This window comes from Heyndrickxia ginsengihumi (assembly GCF_011008565.1).
GTDB lineage: Bacteria > Bacillota > Bacilli > Bacillales > Bacillaceae_C > Weizmannia > Weizmannia ginsengihumi.
This window is the reverse complement of record NZ_JAAIWK010000011.1, coordinates 1-19,759: the sequence shown is the minus strand read 5'-3', so window position 1 is coordinate 19,759 and position 19,759 is coordinate 1. Positions and strand designations below refer to the sequence as shown.

The window sequence follows — 19,759 nt, the reverse complement described above, 5'->3', positions numbered from 1 at the left end:
AATTTTTAAATTTTTCCTTTTGATCAATTTCTGGCTTTTTTGGTAAAAAAAACAACCTGGCTTACTGCCAGGTTGTTTGTCTATTTTTTAAAATGGTATGGTAATGTTGCAACGACGACGTCTTTATCCCACAGTAATTTCATACGAATGAGTAAAGCCGATTGGTTGTGCAAAATATATTGCCAACGTTTTTTCGGGATAAATTGTGGTACGAGCACCATAATTTGATAATTGCGCTCTCTTGATTTTCTTTCGATAATTTCTAGGAATTTCGATAACGGATAAATAATACTACGGTATGAAGAATGCAGCGTCACTAGCCGGACACCATTACCCCATTCTTCCCACCTTTTCTCCATCCGTTTTTCTTCTTCATGACTAAAAGCCACGTATACAGCAATGACATTATCTGATAATGATTTTGCATAGTTTATCGATCTTTCAACTACAGAGGTGATACCAGCTACTGGCACAATGATGACATTTTCACGAATTTCATCTTTAAACATGCCCTCGATCCGCAATTGTTCACCAACCGCCTCGTAGTGGCAATTGATTCTTCTAAATATCAAAATGACAATTGGCAGAAAAATGAAGACTGGCCACACTTGTGGAAACTTCGTAATAAATAAAATCATTAAGACGCCAAACGTAATTAACGCGCCGATTAAGTTCGTCATTAATTTTACGATCCAGCCATGCGGTTTTTTGCGAATCCATTGAACGATCATCCCTGTTTGTGCAAGGGTAAATGGAATGAATACACCGACAGCATATAGTGGAATCAAACGTTCTGTGTTTCCTTGGAAAGCTATGATTAAAAGAATGGATGCAACCCCTAAAAAGATAATACCATTTGAATAGCCTAACCGATCTCCGCGAATCGTGAACATACGCGGTAAAAACTTATCCCTTGCTAAGTTGAATGCAAGCTGTGGAAATGCTGAAAATCCTGTGTTTGCAGCAAGCACAAGAATAAGTGCTGTTGTCCCTTGCACGAAATAATAGAGAATATTTCGCCCGAATGTCTCTTCAGCAATTTGGGAAACAACCGTTTCTGTTTCTTTCGGTGCGATACCAAACCAGTATGCTAAAAAGGTAATACCGGATAAAAGAACGGCAAGGATTCCACCCATCATTAACAATGTTTTTGCTGCATTATTCGGTGCAGGGTCTTTAAAGTTTGGAATTGCATTTGAGATTGCCTCAACCCCCGTTAAAGCAGAACAACCAGATGAGAAAGCTTTTAATAATAGAAATAAGGTAATGCCTGCAACAGGTGTGCCAAGATGTGGATGTAAATCTGGCGGCACTTGCCCTGTAGCAATTTTATATATTCCTACTCCCATCATAACTAAGAGCGAAAATACAAATAAGTAAACTGGATAAGCAAGTACTGAAGCTGATTCAGTCAAACCCCGTAAATTTAAAATGGTAATGATGATAACTAAAATAATAGCGATTTCTACAGAATAAGGATGCAAGGTTTGAAATGCTGACGTAATTGCATCGGTACCAGCGGACACACTAACTGCTACAGTTAAAATATAGTCTACAAGTAAAGACCCACCAGAGATTAATCCTGGTAGTAACCCTAAGTTTTCTTTGGAGACAAGATATGCTCCACCACCTTGTGGATACGAAAAAATTACTTGTCGGTAAGACAAAATTAATGCAAGCAGAAGAAATAAAATCCCCACTGTGATTGGAATAGAGTACCAAAATGCTGCAGTACTGATTGTTGCCAATACAATTAAAATTTGTTCCGTGCCGTATGCAACAGATGACAGGGCATCGGATGATAAAATTGCGAGCGCTTTGAGTTTTGTTAATTTCTGTCCCTCTAGCTCATTTGATCGCAGCGGCCTCCCAATTAGAAACCTCTTAATCGTGGTGAACATTGCTAAGTCTCCTTTTTCCCATAAAGTGTTCCATAAATCTTTACCACTTTTTCTAAACAAAAAACCACAGGAGAGTATTATCCCTGTGGTCAGTCACCGATCACAGTTTCATCTCTCTCCCATAACGCTTACGAGGTTAGCTGTCGGGTTCGGGCATAAGAGTAGCCCTATCTTTTATAAAAGAATTCACCCCATTGTAGCATCTCACTGCTACATATTGGTTCCCCCGCTCTTGTTAGATTAAGCGATTAAGTTATGAAACATATTTTTTTGTACGACATCACATTTTACTCTCGTTACCAGTGTTTGTAAAGAGGCAATAGTGCCTGACCCCTTTTGCACAGCGAAGTGATAAAATATCAAACTAATCAAACGTTTGATTAACAATGTTAGTATGCATTAACATTGCAGATTTTATAACAAATAAAAGGTGCCTGACCCCTTTTATGCTGCAAAGCAGCAAAGGGGTCAGGCACCTTTTTTTAAAATTGGATTTTTTCCTCTAAGAATGATTTTAGTTCTGTAATTGGCAGACGAGTTTGTTCCATTGTATCACGGTCACGCACTGTAACCATTTGATCCTCTTTCGAATCAAAGTCGTATGTGATACAGAATGGTGTACCAATTTCATCTTGACGGCGATAACGTTTACCGATTGATCCTGTTTCATCAAAGTCTACCATGAACGTTTTTGCAAGATCGGCAAAAATTTCACGTGCTTCATCAGAAAGTTTTTTCGATAATGGGAGAATCGCTGCCTTATATGGTGCAAGCGCAGGGTGTAAATGCATTACAGTACGAGTTGTACCATCTTCTAATTCTTCCTCATCATAAGCATCAATGAAATAAGCAAGTGTTACACGGTCTGCTCCTAATGACGGTTCAATACAATATGGTACAAAGCGTTCATTTGTTTCTTGATCATGATAAGTGAAATCCTCACCAGAAAATTTCATATGTTGTTTCAAGTCATAATCTGTACGAGATGCAATTCCCCAAAGCTCGCCCCAACCGAACGGGAATTTGTATTCAAAGTCAGTTGTTGCATTACTATAATGAGAAAGTTCTTCCTCAGAATGGTCGCGAAGACGTAATTTTTCTTCATTTAAACCAAGGTTTAATAAGAATTCTTTTGCGTATTGTTTCCAGTAGTCAAACCATTTCAATTCTTCCCCTGGTTTGCAGAAAAATTCTAATTCCATTTGTTCGAATTCTCTTGTACGGAAAGTAAAGTTCCCTGGCGTAATTTCGTTTCGGAAGCTTTTACCAATTTGTGCAATACCAAATGGAAGTTTTTTACGCATTGTTCTTTGGACATTTTTAAAGTTAACGAAAATCCCTTGTGCAGTTTCCGGACGTAAAAATAGTTCATTCGTACTTGATTCGGTAACACCTTGGAATGTTTTAAACATCAAATTAAATTGGCGAATACCTGTAAAATCTTTGCTACCACAATCTGGGCAAGCGATGTCGTATTCTTTAATAAGCTCTTCCATTTTTTCGAAAGGAAGTCCGTCGACAACCATCTCAATGCCTTTTTCTTCAAGTGCATTTTCAATTAGTTTATCGGCACGATGCCTTGCTTTACAATGTTTACAGTCGATCATCGGATCATTGAAATTCCCAATATGGCCACTTGCTTCCCAAGTACGCGGATTCATTAAAATGGCTGCATCGAGACCAACATTGTATGGAGACTCTTGAGTGAATTTTTTCCACCAGGCTTTTTTAATATTATTTTTTAATTCTGTTCCAAGTGGACCGTAGTCCCAAGTATTTGCAAGTCCACCATAAATTTCGGATCCTGGAAAAACAAATCCACGATGTTTAGCATGTGCTACGATTTGATCCATAGTTACACTCATTTACAATTCTCTCCTTTTTATCAATACGATAATAAAAAAGCTCCCATCCCTAGGCTACGATCGCAGCCTGGGGACGAGAGCTTGTATTCCCGCGGTTCCACCCCAGTTGATGCAAATATACATTCACATCCACTTTCGAAAACGCAACTCTGGACTGCCGTTTCACTGATACTCTTGTACGGGCTCACACCATCCCCGACTCGCTTCCAAAGAGGGCAACTCAGCTACTATTCATCCTTCATCGTTACATACTATACTGTTTAATAAAAATACTATACCAAAAAAGGAAATAGCAAGTCAATAAGGCCGACCCCTTTTGTCTATTAAAGCACAAAAGGGGTCAGGCACCTTTAAAAGGGGGGAAAGGTGTTATATAATCGAGGAGGAAGGGGATGATATTTCCATGGCAGAACCATATTTAAATATTTCGAGTGAAGCATATCAGTCTCTTAGTATGGCTGAACGGTATTTATTGGATTATATCTACCACAACATTGATATTATTCCTTCCTTATCTATTGTTAAGTTAAGCGAAATGGCAAATGTCTCTACAGCTACAATCGTAAGAACAATGAAAAAAATAGGCCATGAAGGGTTTACTTCATTTAAGCAGGAGCTTAAAAATAATTTAGCGGATGCTGCTCAATTTGAGATTGTGAGTCAAGTTGATCAGGAAATTAAGCAGGCTATTCTTAAAAATGAAACTGAAGTGATTAATACGATTAAAATGCTAAACAGCGGAACAATCGAAGATGCCATTCAAAAAATTCGAAGTGCTAAAAAGCTGTACATTTTTGCACGCGGTTTTTCAGAGATGATTGCAAGTGAAATGGCCATTAAGTTTCAATTGCTTGAAAAAAACTGTGAAATGCATAATGATCCAAATATTATTCGCTTGATTTCAAAACGTTTGCATGATCATGAAGTTGCTTTATTTGTATCACTAAACGGGAAAACGGAAGAGTTGGTCGAAGCTTGTACAAATTTAAAAATGCGTAACATTAGCACCATTACCATTACAGCAAGTTTCGATTCTCCATTATCAAAGCTTTCCGAAATGCTGTTCGTAGGATATAAAAGTTCTAATTCATACTTTCCAGAATATGAGGTACGCTCTCGTTTACCATTGCAAGTAATTTCACGGATTTTACTTGATGCTTATGCAATACGTACTTCTAAAACAAAATAAAATCCTCCGTTATCTTTAAATAGCAACGAAGGATTTTTGAATTTTTCGAATTATTTAGTGATCTTCCCAGCTTTTTGCCATGGGGTAGCACAAACTTTTAATATCGCATTTAAAGATTCGATATTGTCTCTGCCCTCATCCCTTAACCATTTTTCAGCAGCATCTTTTCCTGCTTCAGCAAACTTTGCAGCACCATCTTTCCATGTTGCTCTGCCGCATAATACTCCATTAAAGCGTGAACCCGAATCTTTTGCAAAATATAATGTGCGTCGGAATAAATCTGCAGAGACACCTGCACTTAGAAAAATAAACGGGAGATCCGTTGACTCTGTTTGTTGCTTGAAGTAGTTTGCCGCTTCTAATCTTGTATAAATTACTTTTTCACCAAAGCCCTCTACATATGCCATGTTGACTGGAACCTCTACTTTTAAAACATCAACTGCATATGCTTCCTGTGAAAATTCCTTCATTGCCCCAATTACTTTATGCGGTTTCACTTTGGCATACTCTTCACTTTTCACATCAGCTATATTTGCATCATATGTGACAATTTCTAAGAAAAAGGGGATATCTTCTGCTTTGCACTCATCACCAATGCGTTCAATAAATGCATGTTTCTGATTGTTTATGACAGTTGGTTCATCTATGTCATAATACAGTAGAACTTTGATTCCATCTGCTCCTTTTGCTTTTAAACGCTTGACTGACCAAAGCGGAAGCAAATCTGGCAATCTGCCTCCCTCATTTGCATCATAACCAGTTTTTTCATATGCCATTAATAATCCTGCATTATGGGCACGAACTTCTGCAGCTGGCCACCCAAACTCTGGATCTAATAAAATAGAAGATGCATAAGGTGTCAATTCTCGTGATACCATCTTTTTAAACTGCTCAATTGTTGCTTTATCTGCCCCTCCATCCTTTGATATCATGTTCCTTAATGAGCCGCGTTGATCGATTGCTAAAGCTCCAATAATACCGTCTTTATCTGCCAGCTTATCCAATCCCGATTTTTTACCTTCTGTTAATTGTTTCAATTTCCCCCGCTCCCCTCAATCATTTAAATATTCGAGTAATATATCGTAAATTTGTTGTTCCTTTTCTGCCTGAATTAGTTGATCCCTAACTTCCTTATGCATCAGCATTTTAGCGATTGTTGATAAATATTTTAAATGGGCTGTTCCCGCTTCGTTGTCAGGTATTAATAAAGCAATAATAAAACGAGCTGGCAGACTGTCTAAAGATTCCCACTCCACTCCCTTTTCCATTGTTTGAACAATAATCCCAGGATGCTGAATGGTCTCATTTTTCGTATGAGGGATGGCAAATCCTTCTAAAAATCCAGTTGTACTTTCCGCTTCACGTTCTAATAAACCTTTAACGACTTTATCTGCACTAATAGCATAGCCATTTTCTACTGCGATCTTTGCGATGATTTGAAACACATCTTCCTTTGTATTTGCTGATATATTACAGTGAATATTGTTTATTGATAATAATTTCATCATTTCAAACTTCACTCCTTTTACTAAGCTACTGAAGAAATATCTGCATCACGTCTAGTCGTCTTCACAGTACGTTTTCTTGAGAATCCATATAGTACACCACCCACAATGGAACCTATTAGAATCGCAACAACCCAAAGTAATCCATGGGTAACAACTGGTAGTACTAAAAAACCTCCATGTGGTGCCGGCACTTGTACTTTAAATAAATATGTTAGAACTGCAGAAATAGATGAACCAATCATTAAAATTGGGATAGTCGTTAACGGACTTTTGGCTGCAAAAGGAATTGCCCCCTCCGTAATATGCGTCGAGCCTAAAATGAAATTAACATATGCTGCATTGCGTTCACCTTGGTCGAAATATTTATGGAAAAGAATCGCGGCAAAACCAGTAATTAATGGCGGAGTGATACATGCCGCAGAGACGCCTGCCATAAAATAATAATTGCCTTGCCCTAAAAGCATCGTTCCTGTTACATATGCTGCTTTGTTCACAGGACCTCCCATATCAAATGCACACATACAGCCGATAATAATGCCAAGTAGGATTGGATTTGAATGTTGAAATCCTGATAGAAAAGACATTAAACTTTTATTAATCGCTTCCATTGGACTAGATAAAACCCACATCAGTAATCCGACAATAAAAAGTCCGATAACAGGATAAAGAAAAATCGCCTTTAAACCGTCAAATGCTTTCGGTAATTTTTTAAATGCCCAAGCGAGACCAAGCATAATATAGCCTGCTAGAAAACCCCCAACAATTCCGCCGAGAAAACCAGTTCCGTTAGTGTAGGCAATCATCCCAGCCACAAAGCCAATGACAAGACCTGGCCGCTTTGCGATTGATTCAGCAATGTAGGCGCAAAGAACTGGTACCATTAAATTCATTCCCATGCCACCTATTGTCTTTAATGTTGCAGCAAATTCATTATATTGGGAGCTTTTAGGATCAAATGAGTAAATACCGAACAAAAATGAAATGGCTGTTAATACACCACCTGCTACTACAAACGGAAGCATATGCGAAACACCATTCATTAAATGTTTATAAATGGTATGGCCAATTGAGTCCCCGCTTCTTGTACTTGTGTTTTTCGTAATCATTTTTTCATTAATGGCACTCGTTTTTTCTTTATAAATAGGGGCTTCTCCATTTATAATTTGCAAAATCAACCCATCTGGATCCTTTATTGCCTTACTGACAGATACGTTGACCAATCTTTTTCCAGCAAAACGCTCTGCCTGTACATCTTTATCCGCAGCAATAATAACACCATCTGCGGAGGCTATTTCTTCAGGGCTCAATTGATTTTCAATCCCTACTTGGCCATGAGTCTCTACTTTAATTTCTACCCCATGTTTTTTAGCCGCCTGTTCTAATGCTTCCTGTGCCATGAACGTATGTGCAATTCCTGTAGGACAACCTGTAGCTGCGACAATTTTCAACACCATTTTAGTTACCTCCTTTATATTCTAATTCTTGTAATTGTACTTGCTTTACTAACTCAGGCACATCTAATAAGTTGCTTAATCCCATCGAAAATGCTGTGGATGAACCAACTGCAGTCGAAAATGCTAAAGATTCTTCGATACTTTTCTCCAATAAAATCGATCCCACAAAGGCTGCTAGCATTGAGTCTCCAGCACACGCTGTATTTACTACTTTCCCTTTTGGTGCTGTTGTCATTATTACTTTATCTTTATTAACAAAGAGAGCTCCTTTTTCACCTAGAGATACGAGAATATTTTGAACACCTCTTTCCATTAATTGATGGGCAGCTTCTATTACCTCTTCACGTGTGAGTAGACGTTTTCCGAACATCGCACTAAGCTCTTCTTCATTCGGCTTAATCAAATAAGGTCTATAAGCTAAACAATCTAGTAATTTAGTTGAACTAACATCTAAAATAAGCCGAAGTTGCTTTTCACGCGCAATTCGAGAAATTTCTATTAAAATATCATCACTAACTCCCCGTGGCAGGCTGCCTGAAACAAATAATATATCTCCAGCGGTAAGTTGATTGATTTTTTCAATCATCAATGTCTCTTCAATCCTTGTAATGTTAGGTCCACGATTGACAATTTTATATTCTTTATCTCTTGATCTTACAAATGTATTAATTCGTGTTGTACCTTCAATTCTCACGAAATCAGTATGAATTCCTTTTTTCTGTAATACCTCTTCAATAAACTGTCCAGTAAAGCCACCTAAGAAACCCATCGCTGTATTTCCAATGCCCATCTTTTTTAAAATAAATGAAATGTTAATTGCCTTCCCATTTGCTTGGTAATCTTCTGTAATCGAACGATTAACAACATATGGCTGAAAATTTTCAAGTTCTACAAATAAGTCAATTGCCGGATTTAATGTACATGTATAAATCATTTATTCACCTTCCTTCTTTGCATTTACTTGATAACTAAAGTATGACATAACAATTATGTAAATGTTTTCAAAAACAGAAAACCTAATTTAATAGTGTAAAATAAAAACACTTAATCCCTTCAATCACGTCTGCTCTATCTGACATGATATGTAGGGTTAAGTGTTCTTTAAACACGTTTTTCTTTTTCCCTTATAAACCGAAGTAGTTCTGCGTAATTACTTGTATAGAAAAGTGGTCGTTCCAGTCTTTTTTTGATCGATTTCGTTTCATCGGATTCTATTAAAATAAAGCCTGGAAGTGCGTTAAAGCAAATGGTTGAGTTCATTCTTTGGATATCTCTTTCCATATATTGGAGTTCTAATGCAATTTTGCTTATATCTACTAAAGGAATGGTTTCTTCCTCTTCCCCAATGACAACTATTAACGTATATTTCCTTGAAGCAACGATCCGTTTTTTTATAATTTTATCACAAATGATTGAGATTACTGCAATAATAACGGCAATCAACGCATATAACCATAGTTTCGAAAAAAATAAGCAAAGTGCTGAAAACATTGCTAACACTGCTACCCTCTTCGAAATAGCGCGTGTGAATAGAAGGAAATCATTCATTTTTCACGACTCCCTATTCTTCAAAATATGTTTTGTTTATTGTATGACGAGTGTATGTTCATAGTGCATTTTATTTCCACATTTTTGTGTTCTATTGGATAATAATAAAAGTAATGACAAAGGAGGTTTAACAAAATGAAATATGATGCATTGTTCCAATCTTTCAATTTTAAAAGTGGCATTGAAATTGAAAATCGCATCGTGATGGCACCAATGACACATTTTGCTTCAAATGATGACGGTTCTATTTCTGATGCCGAATTAAAATATTACAGTGAGCGCGCGAATGGCCCAGGATTGATCATTACTGCTTGTGCAAACGTGACTGCAAATGGAAAAGCTTTTCCAGGTCAACCAGCAGTAGATCGTGATGAAATGATCACTGGCCTCCGTACGTTAGCCGAAACGATCAAAAAAAATGGCGCAAAAGCTGTATTGCAAATTCATCATGGTGGCCGGGAATGCCCGCCTGAATTAGTGCCTAATGGCGATGTTGTTAGCGCAAGTGACGTTGAATCAAGTCAAGGTGTTCAGGCACGCGCTCTTAAAGAAGAAGAAGTCGCGGAAATTATCCGTGCATTTGGAGAGGCAACTCGCCGGGCAATCGAAGCAGGTTTTGACGGTGTAGAAATCCACGGCGCTAATGGATACTTACTTCAGCAATTTTTCTCTCCGTTTTCAAATCGCCGTAATGATAAATGGGGCGGCAGTTTAGAAAAACGCTTATCCTTTCCAATGGCAATTGTCGATGAGGTGAAAAATGCTGTTTCCGCTCATGCGAAAGAACCATTCTTAATCGGCTATCGCCTTTCTCCTGAGGAGCCACATGAACCAGGCATTACAATGAAAGAAACTTTTACATTACTCGATGCCTTAGTTGAAAAAGATCTTGACTATATTCACATTTCTTTACAAGAGTTCTGGTCAAAACCACGCCGCGGTACTACTGATACCCGTTCTAGAATTGAAATTATCCAAGAACGAATTGGCGACAAAGTACCAGTTATAGGAGTCGGTTCGATTTATACTGCTGAAGATGCAATAAAAGCGAAAGAAACAAATATTCCTTTAATTGCGCTTGGACGCGAATTAATTATCGAACCACATTGGGTTGAAAAAATTAAAGCCGGTGAGGAAGCCACAATCCAAACTGCTTTGAAAAAGGACGACCAAGAGCGTCTAGTCATTCCAGCACAATTATGGCAGGCGATTGTAAACGCACCAGGATGGTTCCCATTTAATTGATGAAAGCCTTAAAGGGGTTTGTCCCCTTTAAGGCTTTATTTGTTTAAAGTGTTTGCTCATAAAAAGTTACCTCAATTTGCTTGACAAAAACAGATTACGATAGTAAACTAAGTTACGAAAAGTAATTAATTGGTTTTTTGTTACTTAATTACTTAGCAACAGAATATAAATTGCATGATGTTATGTTATTGCGTATCAAGCTTGTTTTATGCGAGGTTATATCGACCTCATCAAAATAAATATTGAACTATCAAATTCGAGGAGGAATTTTTCATGGCAAACTCAAAATGGGCAGTAGATTACTTACACAGTGGAATTGATTTTACAGTAAAACATATGATGATCTCTAAAGTAAAAGGATCTTTTGACAAATTTGAAGCAAACTTAGAAGGAGATCCACAAGATTTAACGAATGCAACAATTTCTTTTTCAATTGATGCGAGCAGTATTAATACTCGTAATGCCGATCGTGACAATCATTTACGTTCAGCTGATTTCTTCGACGTAGAGACTTATCCAACAATTACATTCGTTTCTAAACAAATTGTTAAAAAAGATGATAATGAATACGATGTAACTGGAGATGTAACAATTCATGGTGTTACAAAGCCAGAAACTTTCAAATTAACATTTGAAGGACTTTCTAAAAATCCAATGTCCGGTGCAGAAACTGCTGGATTCAGTGCTGAAGGTAAAGTAAAACGCAGTGACTACGGTCTAACTTGGAATGCTGCACTTGAAACTGGCGGCGTACTTGTTGGCGATGATATTAAATTCACTGTTGAAATTGAAGCATCTAAAGCTGAGTAATAAACATAAAAAGCTGTCAGGAGCGCCAATCTCCCGGCAGCTTTCTTTCATAATGATAAAGAAAAGCAATCAATTCCTTTTCAATCTCCCCTGTTATAAATGATTCCAGACTTTTTGATAGACTTCTTTTAACGGAATGTTATGCTCCACGGCGATCTTTTTGCAGTCTTCATACTCTGGAGCCACTTGAACAACTTTGCCATTGTGCAGTCCTTCTTTTATTGAAATTTCACCTAGTTCAGTCTGAAGCGAATAAAAACGTCTTTCTAATCTATGTACAGATAAAGGAAAGTAGCGGATTCCCAATGTAGTTGTTTCTCGAAAAATGTAAGACTGGATATCATTGAGCCGTTCATTTGTGCATATTACACTTAGTAATATGGCAGGTCTGTTTTTCTTCATATAAATAGGTGTATAGTAAACATCATTTGCTCCTAAATTAAGCAGCTCATCCATGATGTAGCCTAGCCATTCTCCCAGCGTATCATCTAAATTCACTTCAATCTTTACCATATCGTCGTCAGTATGTTCATACCTATGAGAAAAGCCAGCCAATTTCTTCGCCCCTTTCATGTCATTTACTGCTGTTCATCTCACCTAAAAATACCCTTAAAACATTCGGTCGGTCTGAAAAATCCTTTGTTCCTGCACCATAACCGATTTGACTAACTTGCATAGATGGGATTGTTCCAAATTCTTGGGATAAAGCTGCAATAATCCCTGCCCCAGTTGGTGTTGTTAATTCAAAAGGTATTTCGCATTTCTGTAATGGGATATTCTTTAAAATCTCTAACGTAGCAGGTGCCGGTACAGGATAAATGCCATGATCAATTCTTATTTTTCCAGAGCCAGTTGGGACAGGTGACGATACAATTTTATCTGGTTGTAACTGGTCTATTGCAACTGCAGTTGCAACAATATCTACAATTGAATCAATTGCTCCAACTTCGTGGAAATGTACCTTTTCAAGGGGCAAGTTATGTATGTTCCCTTCAGCCTTTCCTATTCTTTCAAAAATATTTAATGATAGCTGTTTCACCGATTCATTTAATTCGGCGTCTTGAATAAGTTGGACAATCGTATCATAATGACGATGGTGGTGACTGTGATTGTCAACATGATGGTGATAATGGTGCTCATATTCATGATGATGTGCCTCAGCTTCCTGCTGAGATTTTAAAATAACCTTCATCTTCGTTGCTGATATTCCTTTTTTTATAGTCTTTTCCCATTTAAGTTCATATTCATCTTCAAGATTTAGCTTACGAAGTTCCTGCTCAATCATTTTTGGATCAACCCCCAAATCCATAAGAGCGCCAACAGTCATATCACCGCTAATCCCTGAAAAACAATCAAAATATAATACTTTCATATTAAACACCCATCTTTCTTTATTCATTGAAAAGACCACTCCACTGTTACACTAAAACTTGATTCATACTGCCGCTTTTATAACCGGCTAAATCAAGTGAAATATATTGATAGCCAAATTTCTTAAGAGCATTTACAATCTCGCTGTTATAGATCAACATTTTCGCCATATCCTGAGGTTCAACCTCAATTCGCGCAATATCCCCATGTGTACGGACTCTTACTTGCCTAATACCGAAAGATTTAATGTACGCTTCTGATTTATCAACCTTTGTTAGCTTTTCAGCCGTAATTCGCTCACCGTATGCAATTCGCGATGAAAGACAGGCAAACGAAGGCTTGTTCCATGTACTGAGATTCATAGATTTCGATAGTTCACGTATTTCTTCCTTATATAACTCAGCTTCCTGAAGCGGTCCACGTACTCCCTTTTCCTTCGCTGCTCTTACACCAGGCCGATGTTCGCTCATATCATCTGCAATCAAGCCGTAAACAACATTTTTAAATCCTTTAGCCTCCATAATTGGAATCAACTCTTCAAAAAGACTTGCTTTGCAAAAATAGCAGCGGTTCCTATCATTCTCTGCATAACCGGGAATAGAAAGCTCAGATGTTTCGATAACTTGATGCTGAGCACCTATCCACGAAGCTAGTTGTTTAGCCGCTTTCAATTCACTAGAAGGATAAGTCTCAGAATCAGCTGTCACGGCCAAAACGTTTTCCGAACCTAAAACATCAACAGCAACCTTTAACAAAAAGGTACTATCCACTCCGCCAGAGAATGCTACGATGACATTTTTCATTTCTTCAAGAATATGAATGAGTTTCTGGTATTTTTCATCAATCATAAAAAATCCTCCTTTATGAACTTTGACGACCACCTTTATGCAATCTCCTTATCACTCAATGACGTTAGTCTTTGTTATGATAACAATTTTACTTTCTCACCTTGAGCAAGCTTATGAATAAGTGCGGCATTATACCCAGCCCCAAATCCATTGTCTATATTAACAACGCTTATTCCTGATGAGCAGGCATTAAGCATTGATAATAGTGCAGCTAAACCATTAAAATTTGTACCATAGCCAACACTTGTAGGAACTGCAATGATTGGATGCGAAACTAGTCCACCAATGACGCTTGGAAGAGCGCCTTCCATTCCGGCAACTACTACAGTTACTAAACCGCTGCGAATTTTTGGAAGCTTGTCAAATAATCTATGGATACCTGCTACGCCAACATCTGTTATTAATTCTACGCGGCAACCCATTACCTCTAATGTAGTTGCTGCCTCCATTGCAATAGGCAAATCAGAAGTCCCGGCTGAAACAACATTTGTATAACCGTTATAAAGAAAACGTTCTTCATTCGGATTGAGCCAGCAGATTGTTCTGGCTATTTCATTATAAGAGGTTTCCGGTAAAGCTTCCTTGATTACTTTCCCCTTTTCTTCTGAGACGCGTGTAACTAATGTCCTTTGATTTTTTTCTATCATAACCCGAACGATTTCAATAATTTGTTCCGAGGTTTTCCCTTCACCATAGATGATCTCTGGGAATCCTTGGCGTTTTTCTCGATGAGTATCTAATTTAAAGAAGCCATGATCTTCGTATGACTTCATCATCTCCTCTGCTTGTTGCAGATCTATTGCACCTTCTTTAACCTTTTGTAGTATATCTCTGATTGTTAATTCATGTAATGTCACGATTTCACCTCTATTAAACGTTAGTCTCCATTGATAAATTTTTAAATTAAAATTAAGAATGTGTTCATTGCGTCAATTATTCTTCAACGTATGGTATGGTAAGCGGCCCAAGGGGTAAAACAGCAATTGTCATATTTTCTCCGTAAATTTCCTTCAGTTCCTGAAGAGTTTGTTCAATATTATGCGTTGGCTTGAGCATAGCCCCTGATACTTGTTCATCAGTAAGTTTTGAATAAACATAAACATCTGCCCATACTTGAATAACCGCCTGCTTTTGCACTTGCCATTGATCAAACATCTTAAATTCGGGATTATTTATTAAATCAAGCAATGCTTGAGGACTCTCGGCCAATTCAAAAATTTTCGAGTAATTCCCATGGCTTGGTAATCCGTCAGAGCACTCAGAAGCAACGATAATCGCTCCCCCTTTTTTAACAATTTTCTGTGCAGCACTCATTCCTTTAACTGCCTGGTAAAGATTCTGATCAAGCGGATAACCGGAATTTGAAGTAATCACTACATCGAAGCGATTTTCGCAACGGATCATCGCATGCTCTTTAACAAACGAACATCCTTTATCATGTGTCTCATAAAGTTCGCCAGCAAAAACGGATGTAATTTCTTTTTCTTTGTTCAACGTAACATTCAACATAAAATGTGGTTTACAAAGGCCATTCACTTCCCGTGTCATATCCTGTACAGGATTATTCGTCATATTTCCCCATGTTGAAAGTGGATCACCAATCATTCTTGCATTATGAAATGTCATAATCGTTTCAATCCCTGCTATTCCCGGCATAATCCCTTTAGGCCCTCCTGAGAATCCAGCAAAAAAATGCGGTTCAATAAACCCTGTTACAATTCGAAAGTCTGCATTTACATACTCTTTATTTAAGTAGACATCACAGCCAAATCGACTGTGACCGACATTGGATAATGTATCTTTATCATGACAATTATTATTTATAATCCGAATATGATTTACTACCCATTCTCCAAGCATTTGTACAAACTCTTCTTTTGTTTGGTCACGATGAGTCCCTGTACCATTTATCACAACAAAATTTTCTAAAGGCACATGTTTTAGTTCATCAATTAATAGAGGAACAAGAATGTGATTCGGAGTCGGTCTTGTAATATCACTTATTACAATTGCAACCTTATCTGTCGCCTTAACCATTTCCTTTAATGGAGGGGCTCCAATCGGATTTCTTAGTGCTTTTCTTATAGCCTCCCGTTCGTCTACAAGTGCCGGCAAATTTTTAGGCTCCACAATAAATGCTTGGTCAGGCAATTCAATCTCAAGGCCAGCTTTACCGTATAAAAGTTTTGTCTTCATGTAATCACTCTCTTTTTTTAAAAATAATAGTGTTATATTCTCGTAAAAAAATATAAATTTAATAGAATAATAGCTATCAATTTAGTAAAGCTAACTCTATTTTATATGTCGTTTGTCGGAATACTATTCATTCCACTTTGCTCTTGCAGCTTCAACTTCTCTTTTTTCTTAAGTCTATTTGCATACCACGAAACGATAACAGGACAAAGGATAGCGCTTACAATTATACTTGCAGCAACCATAATTGTCGCCGGACCGGCTACAGCTTTGTACGCAGGATTTGCAGCGGCTACTGCGGCAGGGACACCAGCGGCATTACCAGCAGTAGTAGCTGCTGCCAATCCAGCAATTCCGTTCCCGCCAGTTAAACGGTCTACTAGGAATAATACAGATCCAGTAATGACTACAACCGCCACTCCTAACAAAATTCCAGTAATACCAGCAGTAGCCACTTTTTTAAAATCAAGTCCTGCTCCAAGTCCAAATGCAAAGAAAGGAATTAATACAGGCGCTGCTTTTCCAAAAAACTCCCTGCAATCTTTATCTAAGTTACCGACCACCATACCTAGCACCATAGGAAGAATAGCACCAACCATCGTTTGCCAAGGAAAACCGGAGAGGCCTGCAATCCCCAATGAAACCATAGTTAGGAAAGGGCCCGATTCGAGTGACATGATCGAATACGCCCCTGCATCCTCAGCTTTACCGAATTGCCCCATTAAAGCCATGTACATACCGCCATTTGTATCATTCATTGCGGCAACAATAGCCAGAACAGACAACCCGCCAAGAATCATGCCATTACCGATAAACTTTGCAACTATAATACCAACAATCGCGGCAACAGCAATTTTTGCGATGAGTAATGCGCCGCCCTTTTTAAGGATATGAGGCGTAGATTTAAAGCTTAAAGTCGCACCCATACAAAAAAAGAAAACTGCCAAAATCGGAAGAGCCCCTTGCCAAAGCGCACCGGTAAATGAACCAAAAAAGGTCGGTGTACCTGGAAATAATGTGTTTAGAATTGCACCAAGGAGAAGTGGAAAAAGCATCATTGAACCGGGAATCTTATCAAGAGTTGCTTTAATTTTCATAGATAATTACTCCTCTCTAAAATAAACTCATTTATTAGCTTACAACCCTTTTATTAAAAAGGCATAGGCTTGAGCATAAAACTCCTATAGAGCATAAAGTATCTCAATCCTTATAATTGTTACTGAACCGTATTTGATTGTGTACTCCTAAGAATGTTTTCACCCCATCCTGCTATTGATTTTTGTTTGATAAAAGAAGGAACGGACTACTTGCTCTGCTGCAAATTCCGTTAATTCTTTTGCATTATGCATGCATTCCTTTAATTCCATTGGACGATTGATAATACTATGGACACTTACTATCCCATGTTGATAAAGAGTTTCAACTCCTTTTCCAACAGAGCCTGCTATAATAATAGTAGGTACATTTTTCTTTAATGCTGTCTGAGCGACACCCATTGGCGTTTTTCCAGAGGCAGTTTGAAAGTCTACTTTTCCTTCCCCTGTAATCACGAGATCTGCTCCTTCAACCAACTCGTTGAGCTTAGTATATTCAATCACGACATCTATTCCACGTCTCATCTCAGATGGAAAAAAGGCTTGAAAAGCACCACCGATCCCACCTGCTGCTCCGGCTCCTGGAAGATCGTGAAGATGTACTCCCGTTTCTTTTTCGATTACTTCTGCAAAGTTATATAAGCAATGATCGAGAAATGCTACATCTTCTGGTGATGCACCCTTTTGTGGACCAAACACACTAGATGCACCATCCGGACCTATGAAGGGATTTTGGACATCTGATGCGATAAGAAATGTACATTGTGAAATTCTTGAGTCGAAAGAAGAAAGATCTATCGAAGCAACTCTTCTTAATTGCTCACCTCCAAAACCAATTTCCTCACCATTTTCATCCAAAATTTTTAAACCAAGTGCTTGTAACATACCTGCCCCACCATCATTTGTAGCAGAGCCTCCTAAGGCTAGAATGAAAGATTTGTATCCGTCATCCAAAGCCTTTTTAATTAATTCTCCAGTTCCATATGTTGTTGCCTTTAAAGGATTTAACTGAGCTGAAGGCACAAGCACAAGTCCAGAAGCCTTTGCCATCTCAATTACACATGTTTCTCCGTCACCTAAAATACCGTACTCGGCCTCTATCAAGCCCCCTAAAGGACCAGTAACATAAACCGATATTGTTTTTCCGCCCGTAGCTGTTACAAGTGTCTCTAATGTCCCTTCTCCTCCATCTCCAACGGGTAGGAGAATCGTCTCCGCTTGTGGAAAAGCCTGTAATATTCCTTTTTCAATTGAATTTGCTGCTTCTATCGAGCTCATACTTCCTTTGAATGAATCAGGTGCAATGACAATCTTCATAATAACCCCCTAATGAAAGCGTTTTTATTCTTTTATCTGTATTATACGTTTTCTATTTTTCCTTTACATCGTTTATAATAAATAAAAAAGAGGGTAACTTTTCCGTTTATTTTGTTTATTCTTACTAAAAAGGAGGAACTATGCTCACGAACGAAATCGCAGCTAATATTGTTTTAGAAACCTCTCTTCGCTTAAATAGAAACATTAATATAATGAATGAACATGGCGTAATTATCGCTTCCGGTGATGCTTCAAGAATAGGGCATATTCATGAAGGTGCATTAAAAGTATTAAAAACCGGGGAAATCTTAAGTATTTCAGTTGAGAATGCTGAGGTACTGAAAGGCTCACAACCTGGGATCAATCTGCCGATCGTTTTTCAAGAAAGAATTGTAGGGGTAATAGGCATCACGGGTAGTCCTGCTGAAATTCAGGATTTTGGGGGCTTAGTAAAGATGACTACAGAATTGATGATTAAACAGAACTTTATTATAACCCAAATGGAATGGAAGCAAAGAACGAAAGAAATGATTATTGAGGAGTTACTTAAAACTGAACCTTCCTACAATCATATTAAACTAGGCTTAACTCTGTTAAAAAAGCAACTTGACCCACCTTATGTTTCTTGCATCATTCAAATCATTGAACAGCCGATTCCTAACAATACTCTTATTAAAAATTTAGAGTTTATCCTTGGAGAACAACCTGCGATTATAAGTTTTATTAATATAAAGAGAATATTTATAGCATTATCGGAATGTGATCCTTTTGAAATTGAAAACGTTTTTAATAGAATTGCCAAGGAATTAAAACGACTAAAGGTTACTTTTCGTCTTTCTTTTAGCACTCTATTTAACACATTAAACAAATTTTCCGAATCCTATTTTGACTGTGAGCTTGCGCTGAATATTACAGATCATAAAGTTGAAATAATCCCTTATTCCAAATTGGAAGCAAAAGCACTTATTTATAAAACAGAACATGTCGAAGCAGAGAAATTTGCAAAACGAATTATAAATAAGACATTGGAAAAGTATTCAGAAACACTGGAAACCTTTTTTGACCATAATTTAAATATCCAACGTACAGCCGATGCACTTTTCATTCATAGAAATACACTGATCTACAGATTGAATAAAATACAAGAAGAAACAGGATATGATCCAAAATTGTTTAGAGATGCTTTAACATTGCAAATTGCAATATGGGCAGCGAAAAGAGTTAAAAACGACTAAATCAGAAAGGAACCTATCTTTTTCTGATTATCTTTATTTATAAAGCAAAAAAGACAGAAACATTCATTTCTGTCTTTTTACCTTTGCCCGGCAACGTCCTACTCTCACAGGGGGAAACCCCCAACTACCATCGGCGCTGAGAAGCTTAACTTCCGTGTTCGGGATGGGAACGGGTGTGACC

18 protein-coding genes, 1 rRNA gene and 1 riboswitch are annotated in these 19,759 nt (G+C 37.8%); of the genes, 4 read left to right on the top strand and 15 right to left on the bottom strand.

Annotation, left to right across the window (positions count from 1 at the left end; translation table 11 throughout):
* Positions 1-80: 80 nt before the first annotated feature.
* Together G4D61_RS08310 and G4D61_RS08305 are read right to left on the bottom strand one after the other, a co-directional pair.
* Positions 81-1,901: a potassium transporter KimA gene (locus tag G4D61_RS08310; protein WP_025730870.1), complete on the bottom strand. Its 1,821-nt coding sequence runs from the start codon at positions 1,899-1,901 to the stop codon at positions 81-83.
* A 110-nt stretch (positions 1,902-2,011) separates the two neighbouring features.
* A riboswitch (cyclic di-AMP (ydaO/yuaA leader) is annotated at positions 2,012-2,158 on the bottom strand.
* A 225-nt stretch (positions 2,159-2,383) separates the two neighbouring features.
* Entirely contained in the window at positions 2,384-3,766 is a 1,383-nt protein-coding gene (locus tag G4D61_RS08305; RefSeq protein WP_025730868.1) for a glycine--tRNA ligase, read from the bottom strand.
* A gap of 403 nt (positions 3,767-4,169) precedes the next feature.
* Between G4D61_RS08305 and G4D61_RS08300 the strand changes: the two genes are divergently transcribed.
* The gene (locus tag G4D61_RS08300; protein WP_025730867.1) at positions 4,170-4,955 is read left to right on the top strand and encodes a MurR/RpiR family transcriptional regulator; all 786 of its coding nucleotides are present in this window, start codon (positions 4,170-4,172) and stop codon (positions 4,953-4,955) included.
* A gap of 50 nt (positions 4,956-5,005) precedes the next feature.
* Here G4D61_RS08300 and lacD read toward each other — a convergent pair whose 3' ends face one another.
* The 5 genes from lacD to G4D61_RS08275 form a co-directional block, all read right to left on the bottom strand.
* Positions 5,006-5,992, bottom strand: coding sequence for a tagatose-bisphosphate aldolase (gene lacD / locus G4D61_RS08295; protein ID WP_163173691.1), 987 nt, complete (start codon positions 5,990-5,992; stop codon positions 5,006-5,008).
* Between the two features lie 15 nt (positions 5,993-6,007).
* Positions 6,008-6,463, bottom strand: a complete 456-nt coding sequence (locus G4D61_RS08290) for a PTS sugar transporter subunit IIA (RefSeq protein ID WP_081750067.1) — start codon at positions 6,461-6,463, stop codon at positions 6,008-6,010.
* A gap of 20 nt (positions 6,464-6,483) precedes the next feature.
* The gene (locus G4D61_RS08285; RefSeq protein ID WP_025730862.1) at positions 6,484-7,917 is read right to left on the bottom strand and encodes a PTS fructose transporter subunit IIC; all 1,434 of its coding nucleotides are present in this window, start codon (positions 7,915-7,917) and stop codon (positions 6,484-6,486) included.
* A gap of 1 nt (position 7,918) precedes the next feature.
* On the bottom strand, positions 7,919-8,851 hold the full coding sequence (gene pfkB, locus G4D61_RS08280) for a 1-phosphofructokinase (protein ID WP_025730861.1): 933 nt from the start codon (positions 8,849-8,851) through the stop codon (positions 7,919-7,921).
* Positions 8,852-9,018: 167 nt separating this feature from the next.
* On the bottom strand, positions 9,019-9,465 hold the full coding sequence (locus tag G4D61_RS08275) for a hypothetical protein (protein ID WP_025730859.1): 447 nt from the start codon (positions 9,463-9,465) through the stop codon (positions 9,019-9,021).
* 135 nt (positions 9,466-9,600) lie between these two features.
* On the opposite strand from G4D61_RS08275, the gene G4D61_RS08270 reads away from it, so the two are divergent.
* Both G4D61_RS08270 and G4D61_RS08265 read left to right on the top strand, forming a co-directional pair.
* Positions 9,601-10,710 carry an NADH-dependent flavin oxidoreductase gene (locus G4D61_RS08270; RefSeq protein WP_025730857.1) on the top strand — a complete coding sequence of 370 codons (1,110 nt, stop codon included), beginning with the start codon at positions 9,601-9,603 and terminating at the stop codon, positions 10,708-10,710.
* 273 nt (positions 10,711-10,983) lie between these two features.
* Complete coding sequence (locus G4D61_RS08265) at positions 10,984-11,520, top strand: YceI family protein (protein ID WP_025730855.1); 537 nt, start codon at positions 10,984-10,986, stop codon at positions 11,518-11,520.
* Between the two features lie 93 nt (positions 11,521-11,613).
* Here the strand turns inward: G4D61_RS08265 and larC2 are convergent, their stop codons facing one another.
* The 7 genes from larC2 to G4D61_RS08230 form a co-directional block, all read right to left on the bottom strand.
* Positions 11,614-12,075 carry a nickel pincer cofactor biosynthesis protein LarC2 gene (larC2, locus tag G4D61_RS18340; protein WP_035349038.1) on the bottom strand — a complete coding sequence of 154 codons (462 nt, stop codon included), beginning with the start codon at positions 12,073-12,075 and terminating at the stop codon, positions 11,614-11,616.
* A 19-nt stretch (positions 12,076-12,094) separates the two neighbouring features.
* Positions 12,095-12,919, bottom strand: coding sequence for a nickel pincer cofactor biosynthesis protein LarC (gene larC / locus G4D61_RS18335; RefSeq protein WP_268978352.1), 825 nt, complete (start codon positions 12,917-12,919; stop codon positions 12,095-12,097).
* Between the two features lie 19 nt (positions 12,920-12,938).
* On the bottom strand, positions 12,939-13,739 hold the full coding sequence (larE, locus tag G4D61_RS08250) for an ATP-dependent sacrificial sulfur transferase LarE (RefSeq protein WP_035355151.1): 801 nt from the start codon (positions 13,737-13,739) through the stop codon (positions 12,939-12,941).
* Positions 13,740-13,813: 74 nt separating this feature from the next.
* Complete coding sequence (gene larB / locus G4D61_RS08245) at positions 13,814-14,596, bottom strand: nickel pincer cofactor biosynthesis protein LarB (protein WP_035349033.1); 783 nt, start codon at positions 14,594-14,596, stop codon at positions 13,814-13,816.
* 76 nt (positions 14,597-14,672) lie between these two features.
* Positions 14,673-15,935, bottom strand: coding sequence for a nickel-dependent lactate racemase (gene larA, locus G4D61_RS08240; RefSeq protein ID WP_025730846.1), 1,263 nt, complete (start codon positions 15,933-15,935; stop codon positions 14,673-14,675).
* A 101-nt stretch (positions 15,936-16,036) separates the two neighbouring features.
* The gene (locus G4D61_RS08235; protein ID WP_025730844.1) at positions 16,037-17,029 is read right to left on the bottom strand and encodes a 2-keto-3-deoxygluconate permease; all 993 of its coding nucleotides are present in this window, start codon (positions 17,027-17,029) and stop codon (positions 16,037-16,039) included.
* A gap of 159 nt (positions 17,030-17,188) precedes the next feature.
* Positions 17,189-18,343, bottom strand: a complete 1,155-nt coding sequence (locus tag G4D61_RS08230) for a glycerate kinase (RefSeq protein WP_163173689.1) — start codon at positions 18,341-18,343, stop codon at positions 17,189-17,191.
* A gap of 140 nt (positions 18,344-18,483) precedes the next feature.
* Between G4D61_RS08230 and G4D61_RS08225 the strand changes: the two genes are divergently transcribed.
* Positions 18,484-19,578 (top strand): CdaR family transcriptional regulator, encoded by a 1,095-nt coding sequence (locus tag G4D61_RS08225; protein ID WP_025730840.1) that lies wholly within the window; start codon positions 18,484-18,486, stop codon positions 19,576-19,578.
* 85 nt (positions 19,579-19,663) lie between these two features.
* Here G4D61_RS08225 and rrf read toward each other — a convergent pair.
* Positions 19,664-19,759, bottom strand: a 5S ribosomal RNA gene (gene rrf, locus G4D61_RS08220); the annotation flags it as partial.

Bases quoted from the DNA above. Each gene is read 5' to 3' on its own strand.
- G4D61_RS08310 (WP_025730870.1), bottom strand. From the start codon at position 1,901: ATGTTCACCACGATTAAGAGGTTTCTAATTGGGAGGCCGCTGCGATCA.
- G4D61_RS08305 (WP_025730868.1), bottom strand. From the start codon at position 3,766: ATGAGTGTAACTATGGATCAAATCGTAGCACATGCTAAACATCGTGGA.
- G4D61_RS08300 (WP_025730867.1), top strand. From the start codon at position 4,170: ATGGCAGAACCATATTTAAATATTTCGAGTGAAGCATATCAGTCTCTT.
- G4D61_RS08290 (WP_081750067.1), bottom strand. From the start codon at position 6,463: ATGATGAAATTATTATCAATAAACAATATTCACTGTAATATATCAGCA.
- G4D61_RS08285 (WP_025730862.1), bottom strand. From the start codon at position 7,917: ATGGTGTTGAAAATTGTCGCAGCTACAGGTTGTCCTACAGGAATTGCA.
- pfkB (WP_025730861.1), bottom strand. From the start codon at position 8,851: ATGATTTATACATGTACATTAAATCCGGCAATTGACTTATTTGTAGAA.
- G4D61_RS08275 (WP_025730859.1), bottom strand. From the start codon at position 9,465: ATGAATGATTTCCTTCTATTCACACGCGCTATTTCGAAGAGGGTAGCA.
- G4D61_RS08270 (WP_025730857.1), top strand. From the start codon at position 9,601: ATGAAATATGATGCATTGTTCCAATCTTTCAATTTTAAAAGTGGCATT.
- G4D61_RS08265 (WP_025730855.1), top strand. From the start codon at position 10,984: ATGGCAAACTCAAAATGGGCAGTAGATTACTTACACAGTGGAATTGAT.
- larC (WP_268978352.1), bottom strand. From the start codon at position 12,919: ATGAATAAAGAAAGATGGGTGTTTAATATGAAAGTATTATATTTTGAT.
- larE (WP_035355151.1), bottom strand. From the start codon at position 13,739: ATGATTGATGAAAAATACCAGAAACTCATTCATATTCTTGAAGAAATG.
- larA (WP_025730846.1), bottom strand. From the start codon at position 15,935: ATGAAGACAAAACTTTTATACGGTAAAGCTGGCCTTGAGATTGAATTG.
- G4D61_RS08235 (WP_025730844.1), bottom strand. From the start codon at position 17,029: ATGAAAATTAAAGCAACTCTTGATAAGATTCCCGGTTCAATGATGCTT.
- G4D61_RS08230 (WP_163173689.1), bottom strand. From the start codon at position 18,343: ATGAAGATTGTCATTGCACCTGATTCATTCAAAGGAAGTATGAGCTCG.
- G4D61_RS08225 (WP_025730840.1), top strand. From the start codon at position 18,484: ATGCTCACGAACGAAATCGCAGCTAATATTGTTTTAGAAACCTCTCTT.